The sequence below is a fragment of the uncultured Cetobacterium sp. genome (assembly GCF_947038635.1).
Classification (GTDB): Bacteria; Fusobacteriota; Fusobacteriia; order Fusobacteriales; family Fusobacteriaceae; genus Cetobacterium_A.
On the sequence record NZ_CAMQXC010000053.1, the window covers coordinates 1 to 13,694 of the forward strand.

15 protein-coding genes are annotated in these 13,694 nt (G+C 30.6%); 3 read left to right on the forward strand and 12 right to left on the reverse strand.

Annotated elements, in window-relative coordinates; translation table 11 throughout:
- Nucleotides 1-7 precede the first annotated feature (7 nt).
- The 3 genes from Q0V08_RS11510 to bioD are packed head-to-tail and all read left to right on the forward strand — an operon-like array spanning nucleotide 8 to nucleotide 1,806.
- Complete coding sequence (locus tag Q0V08_RS11510; RefSeq protein ID WP_366099779.1) at nucleotides 8-136, forward strand: mechanosensitive ion channel family protein; 129 nt, start codon at nucleotides 8-10, stop codon at nucleotides 134-136.
- A 19-nt stretch (nucleotides 137-155) separates the two neighbouring features.
- Entirely contained in the window at nucleotides 156-1,145 is a 990-nt protein-coding gene (gene bioB, locus Q0V08_RS06510) for a biotin synthase BioB (protein ID WP_297433171.1), read from the forward strand.
- Nucleotides 1,135-1,806 carry a dethiobiotin synthase gene (gene bioD, locus Q0V08_RS06515; RefSeq protein WP_297433173.1) on the forward strand — a complete coding sequence of 224 codons (672 nt, stop codon included), beginning with the start codon at nucleotides 1,135-1,137 and terminating at the stop codon, nucleotides 1,804-1,806. The genes bioB and bioD overlap by 11 nt, the downstream gene beginning before the upstream one ends.
- 31 nt (nucleotides 1,807-1,837) lie before the next feature.
- Here bioD and Q0V08_RS06520 read toward each other — a convergent pair whose 3' ends face one another.
- The 12 genes from Q0V08_RS06520 to Q0V08_RS06575 all read right to left on the reverse strand — a co-directional run.
- Nucleotides 1,838-3,268 carry an aspartate ammonia-lyase gene (locus Q0V08_RS06520; protein ID WP_297433175.1) on the reverse strand — a complete coding sequence of 477 codons (1,431 nt, stop codon included), beginning with the start codon at nucleotides 3,266-3,268 and terminating at the stop codon, nucleotides 1,838-1,840.
- A 164-nt stretch (nucleotides 3,269-3,432) separates the two neighbouring features.
- On the reverse strand, nucleotides 3,433-4,143 hold the full coding sequence (locus Q0V08_RS06525; protein WP_297433177.1) for a GntR family transcriptional regulator: 711 nt from the start codon (nucleotides 4,141-4,143) through the stop codon (nucleotides 3,433-3,435).
- 131 nt (nucleotides 4,144-4,274) lie between these two features.
- Nucleotides 4,275-4,679 carry a cytidine deaminase gene (cdd, locus tag Q0V08_RS06530; RefSeq protein WP_297433179.1) on the reverse strand — a complete coding sequence of 135 codons (405 nt, stop codon included), beginning with the start codon at nucleotides 4,677-4,679 and terminating at the stop codon, nucleotides 4,275-4,277.
- A gap of 4 nt (nucleotides 4,680-4,683) precedes the next feature.
- On the reverse strand, nucleotides 4,684-5,388 hold the full coding sequence (gene deoD, locus Q0V08_RS06535) for a purine-nucleoside phosphorylase (RefSeq protein ID WP_023051674.1): 705 nt from the start codon (nucleotides 5,386-5,388) through the stop codon (nucleotides 4,684-4,686).
- A 21-nt stretch (nucleotides 5,389-5,409) separates the two neighbouring features.
- Complete coding sequence (locus tag Q0V08_RS06540; RefSeq protein WP_297433181.1) at nucleotides 5,410-6,591, reverse strand: phosphopentomutase; 1,182 nt, start codon at nucleotides 6,589-6,591, stop codon at nucleotides 5,410-5,412.
- A gap of 65 nt (nucleotides 6,592-6,656) precedes the next feature.
- Nucleotides 6,657-7,622 carry a BMP family ABC transporter substrate-binding protein gene (locus tag Q0V08_RS06545; RefSeq protein WP_297433183.1) on the reverse strand — a complete coding sequence of 322 codons (966 nt, stop codon included), beginning with the start codon at nucleotides 7,620-7,622 and terminating at the stop codon, nucleotides 6,657-6,659.
- A 75-nt stretch (nucleotides 7,623-7,697) separates the two neighbouring features.
- Nucleotides 7,698-7,985, reverse strand: a complete 288-nt coding sequence (locus Q0V08_RS06550) for a metal-sensitive transcriptional regulator (protein ID WP_023051677.1) — start codon at nucleotides 7,983-7,985, stop codon at nucleotides 7,698-7,700.
- 18 nt (nucleotides 7,986-8,003) lie between these two features.
- Nucleotides 8,004-10,484 (reverse strand): heavy metal translocating P-type ATPase, encoded by a 2,481-nt coding sequence (locus Q0V08_RS06555; protein WP_297433185.1) that lies wholly within the window; start codon nucleotides 10,482-10,484, stop codon nucleotides 8,004-8,006.
- Nucleotides 10,485-10,572: 88 nt separating this feature from the next.
- A complete protein-coding gene (gene disA, locus Q0V08_RS06560) occupies nucleotides 10,573-11,634 on the reverse strand; it encodes a DNA integrity scanning diadenylate cyclase DisA (protein ID WP_023051679.1) in 1,062 nt (353 codons plus the stop codon).
- Nucleotides 11,627-13,012: a DNA repair protein RadA gene (gene radA / locus Q0V08_RS06565; RefSeq protein WP_297433188.1), complete on the reverse strand. Its 1,386-nt coding sequence runs from the start codon at nucleotides 13,010-13,012 to the stop codon at nucleotides 11,627-11,629. Before radA ends, disA begins: the two co-directional genes overlap by 8 nt.
- A gap of 2 nt (nucleotides 13,013-13,014) precedes the next feature.
- Nucleotides 13,015-13,497 carry a pantetheine-phosphate adenylyltransferase gene (gene coaD / locus Q0V08_RS06570; protein ID WP_297433189.1) on the reverse strand — a complete coding sequence of 161 codons (483 nt, stop codon included), beginning with the start codon at nucleotides 13,495-13,497 and terminating at the stop codon, nucleotides 13,015-13,017.
- Between the two features lie 7 nt (nucleotides 13,498-13,504).
- Nucleotides 13,505-13,694: hypothetical protein (locus tag Q0V08_RS06575; RefSeq protein WP_297433191.1), on the reverse strand; the 190-nt coding region annotated here is incomplete at its 5' end.

Below are 13,694 nucleotides of genomic sequence, written 5' to 3' on the forward strand. Positions count from 1 at the left end.
TTTCACAATGAGAGTTTGGGCTAAGAAAGAACACTACTGGGATGTTTTCTTTGATCTACAAGAGCTTGTTAAAAAGAGATTTGACCAAGAGGGAATTGAAATTCCGTACAATAAACTTGATGTTTATCAAAAATAATTAAACGAGGTGCATAATTTTGAAAAATTTTATTTCAACTTTAAAAGAAAATATCCTTAATGGAAATAGTATTACTTTTGACGACGCTATAAAACTTATAAATTTAGACATAGATACTAATAGAAATGATATCCTTTTTCTATCAGATTGTGCAAATGAAATTAGAAAGTTCTTTTGTGGTGATAAATTTAACCTATGCACTATAATGAATGCTAAATCTGGAAAATGCCCAGAAGATTGCAAATATTGTGCTCAATCTGCTCACTTTAAAACAGCTTCACCTGTTTACCCTCTAACTAATAAAGAAGAGGCTTTAAACTTAGCTTTAAATGTTGAAAAAGAAGGTGCTAATCGTTTTGCATTAGTTACTAGTGGTCGAGGATTACTTACAGAAAAAGATACCTTAGAAGTTTCAAACCTTTATAAATACATGAAAAAAAATAGTAATATTCATCTATGTGCTTCACATGGGTTACTTACTAAAGAATCTGCAAAATCTTTAAAAGAAGCAGGAGTAAAAACATATCACCATAACTTAGAAACTTCTAGAGACTTTTACGATAAAATCTGCACAACTCACACATATCAAGATAGAGTTGATACAATTCTAATAGCACAAGAAGTAGGTCTGGAAGTTTGTAGTGGTGGAATTTTTGGTTTAGGAGAAAGTAGAGTTGACAGATTAAATATGGCTTTTGAACTAAAAAATTTAAATGTTAAATCTATACCTTTAAATTTTTTAACACCTATTGCAGGAACACCTATGGCTGATTATTCGCCTTTAGACCCTATGGAAATTATTAAAACAATTGCAGTTTATCGTTTCATAAATCCAGATTCTTCTTTAAGATATGCAGGTGGAAGACTCCAACTTGGCGATTTAGAAATTCAAGGAATTAAAGGGGGAATCAATTCAGCCCTAACTGGAAATTTTTTAACGACAACAGGAAGTACTATAGCCTCTGACAAAGAGATGGTTGTTAAGGAGGGATTTACCCTTGATAGATAAACTAAAAACAGGATACTTTATTATAGGGACAGATACTGATATTGGGAAGACGTATGTGTCTTCCCTTATTTTTAAATCTTTAAAAAATTATAATATCGGTTATTATAAACCTCTTCAAACTGGATGTTATTTTGAAAATGAAAAATTAGTTCCATTAGATCCAAAATTTTTATGTGATTTTGCTGAGACAACTTTAAAAACTGAAATGACTACGTATCTTTTCAAAACTCCTGTGTCTCCTCATTTAGCTTCTGAATTAGAAAATATTCCTATTTCTATGGACTCTATTTTTAATCAATGGAATATTTTAAAGTCTAAGTATTCAACAACCTTTATAGAAGCTGCTGGGGGCATCTACGTTCCAATAATACGAAATAAATATTTTATGTTTGATTTTATAAAAGATTTAAATTTACCTGTAATACTCGTTTGTTCTACAAAAGTTGGCGCTATAAATCACACAATGTTAACTCTTAGTTTTTTAAAAGAAAAACAGATACCTGTTCAAGGTATTATCTTTAATAATTACACAAAAGAATTTTACGAAGATGATAATATTAAAGTTGTTTTGGAAACTAGTCAAATCAATAATTTTCTTGTTATCCATAATGGAGATATTATAATTCCTGAACAAAATCTTATTTCATTTTTAGAAAAATAAAAGAGGTCAAAAATTTGACCTCTTTTTTATATTATCTATTTTTTAATAAACTTTTTCCAGGGATTCCTGGTTTTGTCATTTCAAAAGGATTTAAAATTATATCTAACTCCTCTTTTGTTAGTAATTTTCTTTCTAAAATCAAATCTACCACTGAAACTCCTGTCTTTATAGATGTCTTTGCTATATCTGCTGCATTTTTGTATCCTATATGTGGATTTAAAGCTGTTATTGTTCCAACACTCATATCAACTAGTTGCTGACATCTCTCTTTATTTGCAGTAATTCCAACTAAACAATTATCTATTAAAGTATTAACTCCATTCTTTAAAATTTCTATCGATTGGAATAAGTTAAAGAACAATACTGGTTCAAATACATTTAACTCTAATTGACCTGCTTCCGCTGCTTTCGTTACTGTCTGATCATTTCCAAATATCTGGAAACAAACTTGATTCATTACTTCAGGAATTACCGGATTTACTTTTCCAGGCATTATTGAAGATCCTGGCTGTTGTTGAGGTAAATTAATCTCTGCCAATCCTGTTTTTGGTCCTGATGCCATTAATCTTAAATCATTTGCCATTTTTGATAAATTTACAGCTGTTACTTTTAATGCTGAAGATAGCCATACAAAACTATCTAAATTTCTTGTTCCATCAACTAAATCATCAGCTTGAACAAAATCAACATTAGTTACCTCAGATAAAATTCTAACAACATCCTCTACATACTTTGTATCAGCATTAATTCCTGTTCCTACTGCAGTTGCACCCATATTAACTGTTTTCAAATCTTCTAAAGCTATCTTTATTCTCTTTATATCTCTAGCTATTGGTTGTGCATAAGCTTTAAATTCTTGTCCTAATCTAATTGGTACAGCATCTTGAAGATGTGTTCTTCCCATTTTTATAACATCATCAAACTCTATGCTTTTATCTAATAAAGTTAGATTTAATCTTTCTAAAGTTCTTAATAACTCTTCAGACATCATTTGTAAAGCTAATTTTCCAGCAGTTGGAATTACATCATTTGTTGATTGTCCATAATTCACATGGTCATTTGGATGAACTTTATCGTATTTTCCAAGTTCTCCTCCTAACATCTCTCCTGCTCTATTAGCTATCACTTCATTCATATTCATATTCATTGATGTTCCAGCTCCACCTTGAATAACATCAGTTATAAACTGATCCATAAATTTTCCTTCTATTATCTCTTCAGAAGCTTTAACTATCGCGTTTACAACATCCTCATCCAGCATTCCTGCCTCTAAGTTTGCTATAGCTGAAGCTTTTTTTACGTACGCTAAAGCTTTAATAAAGTCATTTCCTAATTTATACCCCGTAATATGGAAATTATTTTTTCCTCTTAATGATTGTACTCCATAATAAGCCTCTGCTGGAACTTGTATTGTTCCTATAGAATCACTTTCTAATCTAAACTTTTCCAAATCTTTCACCATCCCTTTATTTTCCCCAGAACACAAAATATCAAAACTATAAAATTTTATTTTCATTTTATTCTTTTTTGAAAATAAACATTTCGTTCTTTATCCGTTCATTCGTGCTTTTATGTTTTAAAGTATACTGTTTTTTTTATAAAAGTCAAGTGTTTTTTATGGTTTTTTTATTTTAGTAATATAAAAGTGTCATCTTTAGTTGTTTCTTCTTTCACTTCAAAATATTCTGGATTCTCAGCCTCTAATTTTTTCAATTTTAAAAGAGTTCTTCCTAGGTGATGCTCTAGCATTCCTCTTAACTTATCAATATCTTTTTTTTCTAGCGCTTCTAAAATTTCTTCATGCTCTTTAACAACTGATATATCACTTGTTTTATTTTTAGCATTTAGAACTCTTACTCTTTGATAATGACCTGTTCCATTCAAGGCTAATTCCCATAATCCAGGAATTCCTGCTTTTTCAAAAATCATCTTATGAAAATCATTATCCATTTTATGAAACTCTAAATAATTACGATTTCCCTCACAGTAAACTCTTTGCATTTTTATATTCGTTCTTAAATCTTCTATAAATTCTTCATCTAAAGCTTCAATGACTCTTTCAAAAGCTGCAGTTTCTAAAGCAACTCTTAACACTTTTGCTTCTAAAACTTTTTGAGCACTGATTTTTGTTACAAATGTCCCTTTTTGTGGAATACTTTCAATTAGTTGGTCATGCTTTAACAATATCAAAGCTTCTCTAATAGGAGTTCTACTCATCCCTAATTTTTCACCTATTACTTTTTCACTTAATTCACTTCCAGGTTTTAAATTTAATTCAAATATATTTCTCTTTAATATTTTATATGCGTAAGCTGAGTTACTATTTTCTCTTGACATTTTTCCTCCTCGTTTATTTTTTCACATTTAATTTCTAAATAATATATCTTTATAATAGAATATACTAGTTAGTTTGTCAAACTCAATATTTCAACAAAAAAAATAGAGGTGATATACACCTCTATTTTCAATTAAAGCTCAAATCCATATGGTAATAATTCTTCCATTGTCATTAGTTTATAATCTTTTTTTAGGTTTCCTAAGATGATCATTGTATCATCATCTGCAAATTCTTTTATAACTTGTCTACATGCTCCACAAGGACTTACTGGCCCTGTTGTGTCTGCAACTACAGTTATTAATTTTATTTTTCTCATACCTTTACTTGCAGCTGCAAAAATTGCACTTCTTTCAGCACAATTTGAAAGTCCATATGATCCATTTTCAATATTAGCGCCTGAAGTTTCATTTCCATTTTCATCTACTAATATTGCTCCAACTTTAAATTTTGAATAAGGAGCATAAGCATTCTCTCTAGCAGCAATAGCTTTATCTATATATTCTAAAATTAATTTTTCATTCAATTCTTTTTTCATATTACTACTCCGCTACACTTTCTAATGCGATTTCAATCATATCTGTTAAAGTTGTTTGTCTTTCTTGAGATGTTGTTTCCTCACCAGTCACTAAAGAATCTGAAATCGTTAATATTGTTAGAGCTTTTGCATTATATTTTGCTGCTATTGTATATAGTGCAGCCGTTTCCATCTCAACACAAAGTACTCCGAATTCTGCCCACTTTTTATAAGATTCAAAGTTATCTCCATAAAACTCATCTGCAGTTAAAACATTTCCACCCTTAACTTCTATTCCTTTTGCTTTTGCAGCTTCAGCTGCTTTCATAAATAATCCAAAATCTGCTGTCGGTGCATAATCTGCTCCACCAAATCTCAATCTATTCATTCCTGATGTTGTTGATGATGACATAGCTAATATTACATCTCTTATTTTAACATCTTCTCTATAAGACCCTGCTGTTCCAACTCTAATTAGATTTTTTACTCCATACTCTCTAATTAATTCATTAACATATATCGAAATTGATGGTACACCCATTCCTGTTCCCTGTACAGAAACTCTTTTTCCTTTATAAGTTCCTGTATATCCATACATTCCTCTAACTTCATTATAACAAACTACATCTTCTAAGAAAGTTTCCGCTATCCATTTAGCTCTCAATGGATCTCCTGGTAATAATACTGTTTCTGCTATTTCTCCTTTTTTTGCTCCTATATGTACACTCATTTTACCCTCCTAATTTTCTTTTTATTTTATTATTTTATCAGCAAAACTTCCTGTTAAATTAGTTTTTCCTAATAAAAGCTCTTCTACAGTTGCAGCTATTGTTGAGAATCCATTTTGAATTCCTAAATCAACATTTTCTTTTAACTTCTTTCCATATACTAATAGTGGAATATACTCTCTTGTATGGTCACTACCTTTATAAGTTGGATCACATCCATGATCTGCTGTTAATATAAGAAGTTCATCCTCTTTTAAATTTTCCATAATTTCTGGAAGATAATTATCAAACTCTTCTAAAGCTAATTTATAACCTTTTGGATCTCTTCTATGTCCATACTTCATGTCAAAATCAACTAAATTTGTAAATATAATTCCTTTTGTATCTTTTTTTAATTCTTCAATAGTTTTTAAAATCCCATCTAAATTATCTTTATTAGTTCCTCTACTTTCAGTTATTCCTACTCCAGCAAATATATCACTAGTTTTTCCAATTCCAATAACATCTAATCCAGAATTTTTAACTCTATCTAGCATACTTTCAATTGGTGGCTCAACTGAATAATCATGTCTATTAGACGTTCTTACAAACTCTCCAACTCTCTTACCAGTATAAGGTCTTGCTATAACTCTCGCCACCGGAGATAGTTCACTACAAATTTCTAAAGCTTTCTTACAAACTGAATAAAGTTCATCTAAAGATATCATATCTTCATTAGCAGCTATTTGAAATACTGGATCAGCTGATGTGTAAACAATCCAAGCGCCTGTTGCTAACTGTTCTTCTCCATATACATCTAAAACATCTGTTCCAGAATACGGTAGGTTACAAAGTACTTTTCTTCCTGTCGCTTTTTCAAATGCTTCTATTGTCTCTTTTGGAAAACCATTGGCATAAGTTGGGAATGCTTTTTCTTGAACAATTCCAGCAATTTCCCAGTGTCCTGTTGTTGTATCTTTTCCCTTTGAAAGCTCAGCAGCTTTTCCATATGCTCCCGCTGCTTTTTCAACTCTGTCCACACCTAGAATTTCAGTTATATTACCTAATCCTAGTTGTTCCATATTCTTTAAATTTAATCCACCTGTTGCAAGAGCTATATTACCTAATGTATTTGTTCCTTCATCTCCAAACTCTTTTGCATCTGGTAAAGCTCCTATTCCAGCACTATCTAGTACTATTAAAGTAACTCTTTCTATTTTTTCCATAACTATACATCTCCTTTTCTATAAGGTAACAAAAGGCTGATCAAAAATGACCAGCCCCTCATTTATTATTTATCGCTTACTTTGATTTCTCCAGCCATTAATTTAGCTTTGATTTCCTCAAATTTAGCTAGTTTATCTGCACCTATAATCTCTTTTGTAAATTCAAAGTTAGTTACTCCAACTCCATTTTCTTTCGCTCCGTAAACAGCTAATCCTGGTACGAATTCACCTTTAGTTAAAGCTTTAACTGTATCAAAAACTCCAACATCAACATTTTTTAACATAGATGTTAAAACTGTTCCTGGTTCAACTGCATCTTGATTTGAGTCAACTCCAATAGCGAATACACCCTTCTCTTTTGCTGCTGCAATAACTCCCATTCCTGTTCCACCAGCTGCATGATATATTACATCTGCACCTTGGTTAATTTCAGAAATTGCATTTTCTTTACCTCTTACTGGATCGTTAAACGGATTTGGTCCTGTTGTATATACAGAGAAGAATTTAACCTTTGGGTTAACATACTCTGCACCTTGCTTAAATCCTACTTCAAATTTCTTAATTAAAGGATTCTCCATTCCTCCAACAAACCCTACTGCATTATTTTTAGTCATTAATCCAGCTATAACTCCAACTAAGAAAGATCCCTCTTCCTCTTTAAATACCATAGACTTTACATTTGGTAAATCTATTACATCATCAATCATTAAAAATTTAGCATCTGGATAATCTGCTGCTACTGTTCTTGCTGATTCTGTCATTTGGAATCCTGTAGCAATTATTAAATCATATCCTGCCTCAGCATACTCTCTTAAGAACTCCTCATCCTCAGCAGGTGATGCTGGCTCTACATATTTAAATTCAATTCCTAACTCTTTTTGTGCCTGCTCTAATCCTCTGTAAGCAGCATCATTAAATGACTTGTCCCCTAATCCTCCAGTAGAAAGAACTATTCCTACTTTAGTTGGTTTCGCTGCAAATAATCCAATTGCTAACATCATTGACATTACAAAAGTAACTATTTTTCTCATTAATACCCTCCTAAATAACTTTATACTAGTAGAATTTTAACATATTATTTACCTAAATCAAAGAAAAATTTACTATTATTTCATCATTTTTCCTAATGTGTATATTAATTCGTCGATTACTTTGTTCTCTTCATTATTTTTTATCCCTGATACAACACACTTTCTCAAATGATTTTCTAAGATTACTTTTGCTATTCCATCTAATGCCGCTTTCGCTGAAGATATTTGATTTAAAACATCATCGCAATAAGCATCCTCTTCTATCATTCTTTTTATTCCTCTAATCTGTCCCTCTACTCTATTAGCTCTGGCAATTAATTTCTTTTTATCACCACAGATTTTATTTGAACAATTATCTTCCATAAATAAATCCTCCTGTTACTATTTAAACCATTTTAATCTTAAAGCATTTGATACAACAGAAACAGAACTCATAGCCATAGCTGCTCCTGCTATCATAGGATTTAATAGATGTCCTGTAAATGGATATAATATTCCAGCTGCCACAGGTATTCCTAATCCATTATAAATAAATGCCCAAAATAGATTCTGTTTTATATTTTTCATTGTTGCTCTACTTAGCTCTATAGCTTTTGGCACATCTTTTATATTCTTACTCATTAAAACTATATCAGCACTTTCTAAAGCTATATCAGCTCCACCACCAACAGCTATTCCAATATCTGCTTGAGTCAATGCTGGAGAATCATTTATTCCATCTCCTACCATCGCAACTTTTTTACCTGCAATTTGAAGTTTTTTTATTTGAGAATATTTTTGTTCAGGTGAAACCTCTGCTATTACTCTCGTAACTCCAACTTCTTTGGCTATAGCTTTAGCTGTTCTTTCATTGTCACCAGTTAACATTATAACATCAATTCCAATATTTTTTAACTCTTCAATTACATTTTTAGAACTTTCTCTTACTTTATCTGCTATAGCTATCATACCTAAATATGTATCTTTAGCAGCTATGTATATCACTGTTTTTCCTTGGTCGAAAAGTTCTTCTCCCTCTTTTATGTGTTCATCTATATTTACAGAATATCTATCCATTATTTTTTTATTTCCTACAATTACTTCTACATCTCCAACAGGTGTGTCCTCTAAAGTTCCTGTCACTCCCTCTCCTGTTATAGAATTAAAGCTCCTTACACTAAACATATCTAACTTTCTTAAATTAACCTCTCTTATAACTGCATCAGCTAATGGATGTTCTGAGTTTTGCTCTAAACTTCCAACAACTTTTAAAAGTACATTTTCCTCTAGTCTATTTGAAAGTATATTTGTCACTGTTGGTTTTCCAACTGTTATTGTTCCTGTTTTATCAAATACAACAGTATCAACTTTACATGTTTTTTCTAAAGCTTCTCCTGATTTTATTAAAATTCCTAATTCTGCACCTCTACCTGTTCCAACCATTATAGCTGTAGGAGTTGCCAAACCTAATGAACAAGGACAAGCTATTACTAAAACAGATATTAATATAGTTAATGCAAATACACTTGGCGTAGCATTTAAAGCTACTAATCCTAAACTACCTACAATATACCAAATTAAGCTAGATATTACAGCTATCCCTATAACTATTGGTACGAAATAACTTGATATTATGTCAGCCATTCTTGCTATTGGAGCTTTTGAACCTTGAGCATTTTCAACAAGTCTTATTATTCTTGAAAGAGTTGTATTCTCACCTGTTTCAGTAACTTTTACTTTCAAGCTTCCTGTTCCATTTATTGTTGCACCATAAACTTTACTTCCATCTATTTTTTTCACAGGAATACTCTCTCCTGTCAGCATAGCTTCATCAACACTAGAAATTCCATCTACAACAACACCATCTGTAGGTATAGATTCTCCTGGTTTAATTAGAAGAACATCGCCTACTTCTACCTCTTCAATATCTACAGTTACTACTTTCCCGTTTCTAAAAAGATTTGCTCTTTTACTTTGTAGTCCCATCAGCTTTTTAATAGCCTCTGATGTTTTTCCTTTGCTTACATTTTCTAAATATTTACCCAAAGAAATCAATGCAATTATCACTACACCTGATTCATAATAAAGATTATGAACAAATTGAATATCACCTTCATATATTTTAAGTGTTCCATAAAGACTATATATAAAAGCTGCTCCTGTTCCTAAAGCTATTAGAGAATCCATACTTGGAGCTTTTGATTTTAACTTTTTAAATCCTGATATATAAAAATCTCTTCCAACATAAACAACTGGTATTGAAAGAATCAATTGAGTCATTGCAAAAAGCAATGGATTCACATCATAATGAATTATATTTGGAACTGGTAATCCTATCATACTACCCATAGATATATAAAATATTATTGCCCCAAATATTATTGCCACTAAAAATTCATTAAACTCTTTTTTTAATTCTAACTTTTTCTCCTCAGCTCTTTTATCAACAACTTCCTCTGTTATCCTCTCTCCAGTATATCCAAACTTACCTATTAAATGGAAAATTTCTGATAGTTTTACTATAGTCGAATCATAAACAACTGTCGCTTTTTCTGTAGCTAAGTTAACAACTACTGAATCTACACCTTTTATTCCTGAAACAATCTTCTCCACTGTTCCAACACAACTTTGACAATGTAATCCTTTTATAATAAATGTAACTGTCTTTAAATCCTTAATCTCATCTAAACTATAACCTAAAGGTACTATTTTATTTTTCATCTCTTCTTCTTTTATTATTTTTTCATCAAACTTTACAAATAACTCCTCAGTTGCTAAATTTACTCTAGCTTCTTCAACTCCATTTGTTGATTTTAATATTTTTTCAATTAAAGCTACACAACTTTGACAAGTTACGTTTCCAACTCTATATCTTTTTTCCACTTTAAACACCTCCTGTTTTATAGGGTACACCCCTATAGTATGATAATAGCATATTAATAAAAAAAAATCCACTTTTTTTAGTGGATTTTTACTTTTCTAATTCAACAGTTACTTTTAATCTTTTCAGACCTGTTTGAATAGCTTTTATTTTAAATTTACTGATACCTTTAATTTCTAAAAGTTCTTCAGTTGAAGCTTCTTGAATCTTAGATAAATTACCATAGTTATTTACTATTTTATCTATATCTCTCTTTGTTAATTTTGTTATTTTATCTAAAATTCTATATCCTTTTGGTGTTACTCTATTTCCTAAAGCTGAATATGTTTTTCCATAGTCTAAAACTGCCGATAATTTTTCTAACTCTTTCAATTCATCATCTGTCAATTTAGATAATCTATCTGTTATTTCATCTAAATCAAAAGGCGCATTAGAATAATTCCAATAATCTCTTAAGAAATCCTCTTTTTCACTTTCAATATCCTGAATTAAATCGTTTAGATGTAATCTAACAAGTCTTCCATCTACTCCTAGTTCAGTCATATAGGCATTCATCTCCTGGAATATTCTTGTTACTTTTTCAAATCTTTGAAGCACAACAGTTACCTCATATAGTGTTACTAAATCATCTAATTCAAGAATTGTTAAGTTTCCTAAAGCTTTATCTAAAACAAAACGATAACGTTCTAAAGTATTAAGTCCTTGAGAAGCTTCTCCCATTAAGTCTGAAGTACTTCTAAGTCTATGCTTCATTTCACCTTTATATATTGTTACAACTTTTTTTCTTTCTGATACTGCTATAACTAGCTTATCAGTTTGTTTTGCTACTCTTTGGGCTGTTCTATGTCTTGTTCCACTCTCATTTGTTGAAAATCTCATACTTGGTTGTAAGTGCACATTTGCAGAGTGTATTCTTGTTATATCAGAGTCTAATATTATAGCTCCATCCATTTTACAAAGTTCAAATAGTTTTTCTGGTGTATATTCACAATTTATTTCAAATCCACCATCCATTATTTTTTGAACTTCAGAATCTAAACCGACAACTATTAAAGCTCCCATTTCACCATCTAAAACGTTATATATCCCCTCTCTTAACTTTGTCCCTGGAGCCAAAAGAGAAAGAATCTCTAAGAATTCTGGGTTATTCATCTTTACTCATCCTCTCTAAAAATTCTTCTAAATTTTTTAAATATATTATTTTTAATTTATAACTATTTTTTTCAATCTCTTTTCTATTAGCTTCAGGAACATATACACCTTTAAACCCAAGTTTTTCGAGCTCTCTTAATCTTCTATCTATAAAAAATGCTTTTCTGATTTCACCTCTTAACCCCAACTCTCCTATAGCTGCTACTTTTTGACTAATAGCCACGTTTCTATATAAAGAAACAATTGATATAAGAGCTCCTAAATCAGCTGCTGGATCATTTATAGAAAGTCCACCTGGTATATTTATAAAAAGATCTTTCATCCCCAAATGTAATCCCATTCTTTTTTCTGCAATTGCTGTTAATATTTGCATTCTATTTCTATCAAACCCTTGAACAATTCTTTTTGGAATTCCAATAGTGCAATCAGTAAGTAGTGTTTGTATTTCTAAAAGAAAAACTTTAGTTCCTTCTAATACTGGTACCACCATACTCCCTATATTCTTTTCATCTCTTTCACTTAAAAAAAACTCTGACGAATTTTTTACTTCGTGTATCCCTGTATCTTCCATACTAAATACTGCTAACTCATTTGTAGATCCAAATCTATTCTTCAAACTTCTCAATATTCTATAAAAAAGTCCTTCTTCTCCTTCAAAATGAAATACGGCATCTACCATATGTTCAAGTAGTTTTGGTCCAGCTACCTTTCCATCTTTTGTTATATGACCAACTATAAAAAATGAAACATCATTTTTTTTAGCAAGTTCAATTATTTTTAAAGTACATTCTCTTATTTGAGTTGGTGTTCCTGGAATAGAGTCTACCTCTGAATTATACAGTGTTTGAATAGAATCAACAATAACTATTTTAGGTTTTTTTGTAATAACATACTCATATATACTTTGGATATCAGTTTCAGACATCAAATATAAATTTTCTGAATAAATTCCAAGCCTTTCTCCTCTAGATTTTATTTGAGCAGGAGACTCCTCTCCAGACACATATAAAACATCTCCATACTCTGTATATTCTTTAGCTGTTTGTAAAAGAAGTGTTGATTTTCCAATACCTGGATTTCCAGTTATTAATACAACTTCACCCTTTACTAATCCTCCACCTAAAATCCTATCAAATTCAGAAATTTTAGTTTTATATCTAAAGTTTTTTTCTAATTGTACATTGGCAAAAGATACTACCTTTTCCTGTATGTTAACAAGGGAATTTGTAGATGACTTTATACTTTTGGCTGCAATTGGTGAAATTTCAATCTCTTCTTCAAAAGTTCCCCATTCTCCGCAACCATCACATTTACCCATCCACTTTATCGTTTTAAATCCACACTCACTACATACATAAAAACTCTTCGCCTTTGCCATTTTTACTCCTCAAATCTTTTTTTTATCTTTTCTATTACAAATTCATCTAAGTAATTATCTAATTTTCCTTTATATAATGCTAATTCTCTAACAACTGAAGAGCTCACATATAAATATTCTTTTGATGCCGGAATAAAAACTGTTTCAATTTCACCATTTGAAATATCATAATTTCCATATGCCAATGACAATTCATACTCGTAATCAATAACTGCTCTTAGTCCTCTAATTATATATTTACACCCTATCTCATTCATATAGTTAGCCAAAAGACCACTATGCTCAACTACTTCTATATTTTTTATATCTTTTAAAACTTCCTCTACCATCTCTTTACGCTCTTCTAAAGAAAACAAAGTTTTTTTTGCACTATTATTTAAAACTGCAACAATTAATTTATCACACATTTTACTTGCTCTTTTTATTATCTCTTTATGACCTTTTGTTATTGGATCAAACGTCCCCGAGTATAAAGCTAATTTCATCCTACACCTAACTTTCTAATAGTATTTCGTAATCTTTTAGTAAATCTCTATTTTTTGTTGTTATCTCTATAGTTTTTCCAGAAGCCTGTAAAAGAGATTTAATAAAATCAAAATATATCTCCTCTATTTTTTCTTTAACTGAGGATTTTGTTATTATTTTTACATTTTTTATATCTTTTTCATGAACTATATCTTTT

Excerpts from the sequence above, each read along its gene's own strand:
- Q0V08_RS11510 (WP_366099779.1), top strand. The coding sequence starts at position 8 with ATGAGAGTTTGGGCTAAGAAAGAACACTACTGGGATGTTTTCTTTGAT.
- Q0V08_RS06520 (WP_297433175.1), bottom strand. The coding sequence starts at position 3,268 with ATGGTGAAAGATTTGGAAAAGTTTAGATTAGAAAGTGATTCTATAGGA.
- Q0V08_RS06525 (WP_297433177.1), bottom strand. The coding sequence starts at position 4,143 with ATGTCAAGAGAAAATAGTAACTCAGCTTACGCATATAAAATATTAAAG.
- cdd (WP_297433179.1), bottom strand. The coding sequence starts at position 4,679 with ATGAAAAAAGAATTGAATGAAAAATTAATTTTAGAATATATAGATAAA.
- deoD (WP_023051674.1), bottom strand. The coding sequence starts at position 5,388 with ATGAGTGTACATATAGGAGCAAAAAAAGGAGAAATAGCAGAAACAGTA.
- Q0V08_RS06540 (WP_297433181.1), bottom strand. The coding sequence starts at position 6,591 with ATGGAAAAAATAGAAAGAGTTACTTTAATAGTACTAGATAGTGCTGGA.
- Q0V08_RS06545 (WP_297433183.1), bottom strand. The coding sequence starts at position 7,622 with ATGAGAAAAATAGTTACTTTTGTAATGTCAATGATGTTAGCAATTGGA.
- Q0V08_RS06550 (WP_023051677.1), bottom strand. The coding sequence starts at position 7,985 with ATGGAAGATAATTGTTCAAATAAAATCTGTGGTGATAAAAAGAAATTA.
- disA (WP_023051679.1), bottom strand. The coding sequence starts at position 11,634 with ATGAATAACCCAGAATTCTTAGAGATTCTTTCTCTTTTGGCTCCAGGG.
- radA (WP_297433188.1), bottom strand. The coding sequence starts at position 13,012 with ATGGCAAAGGCGAAGAGTTTTTATGTATGTAGTGAGTGTGGATTTAAA.
- coaD (WP_297433189.1), bottom strand. The coding sequence starts at position 13,497 with ATGAAATTAGCTTTATACTCGGGGACGTTTGATCCAATAACAAAAGGT.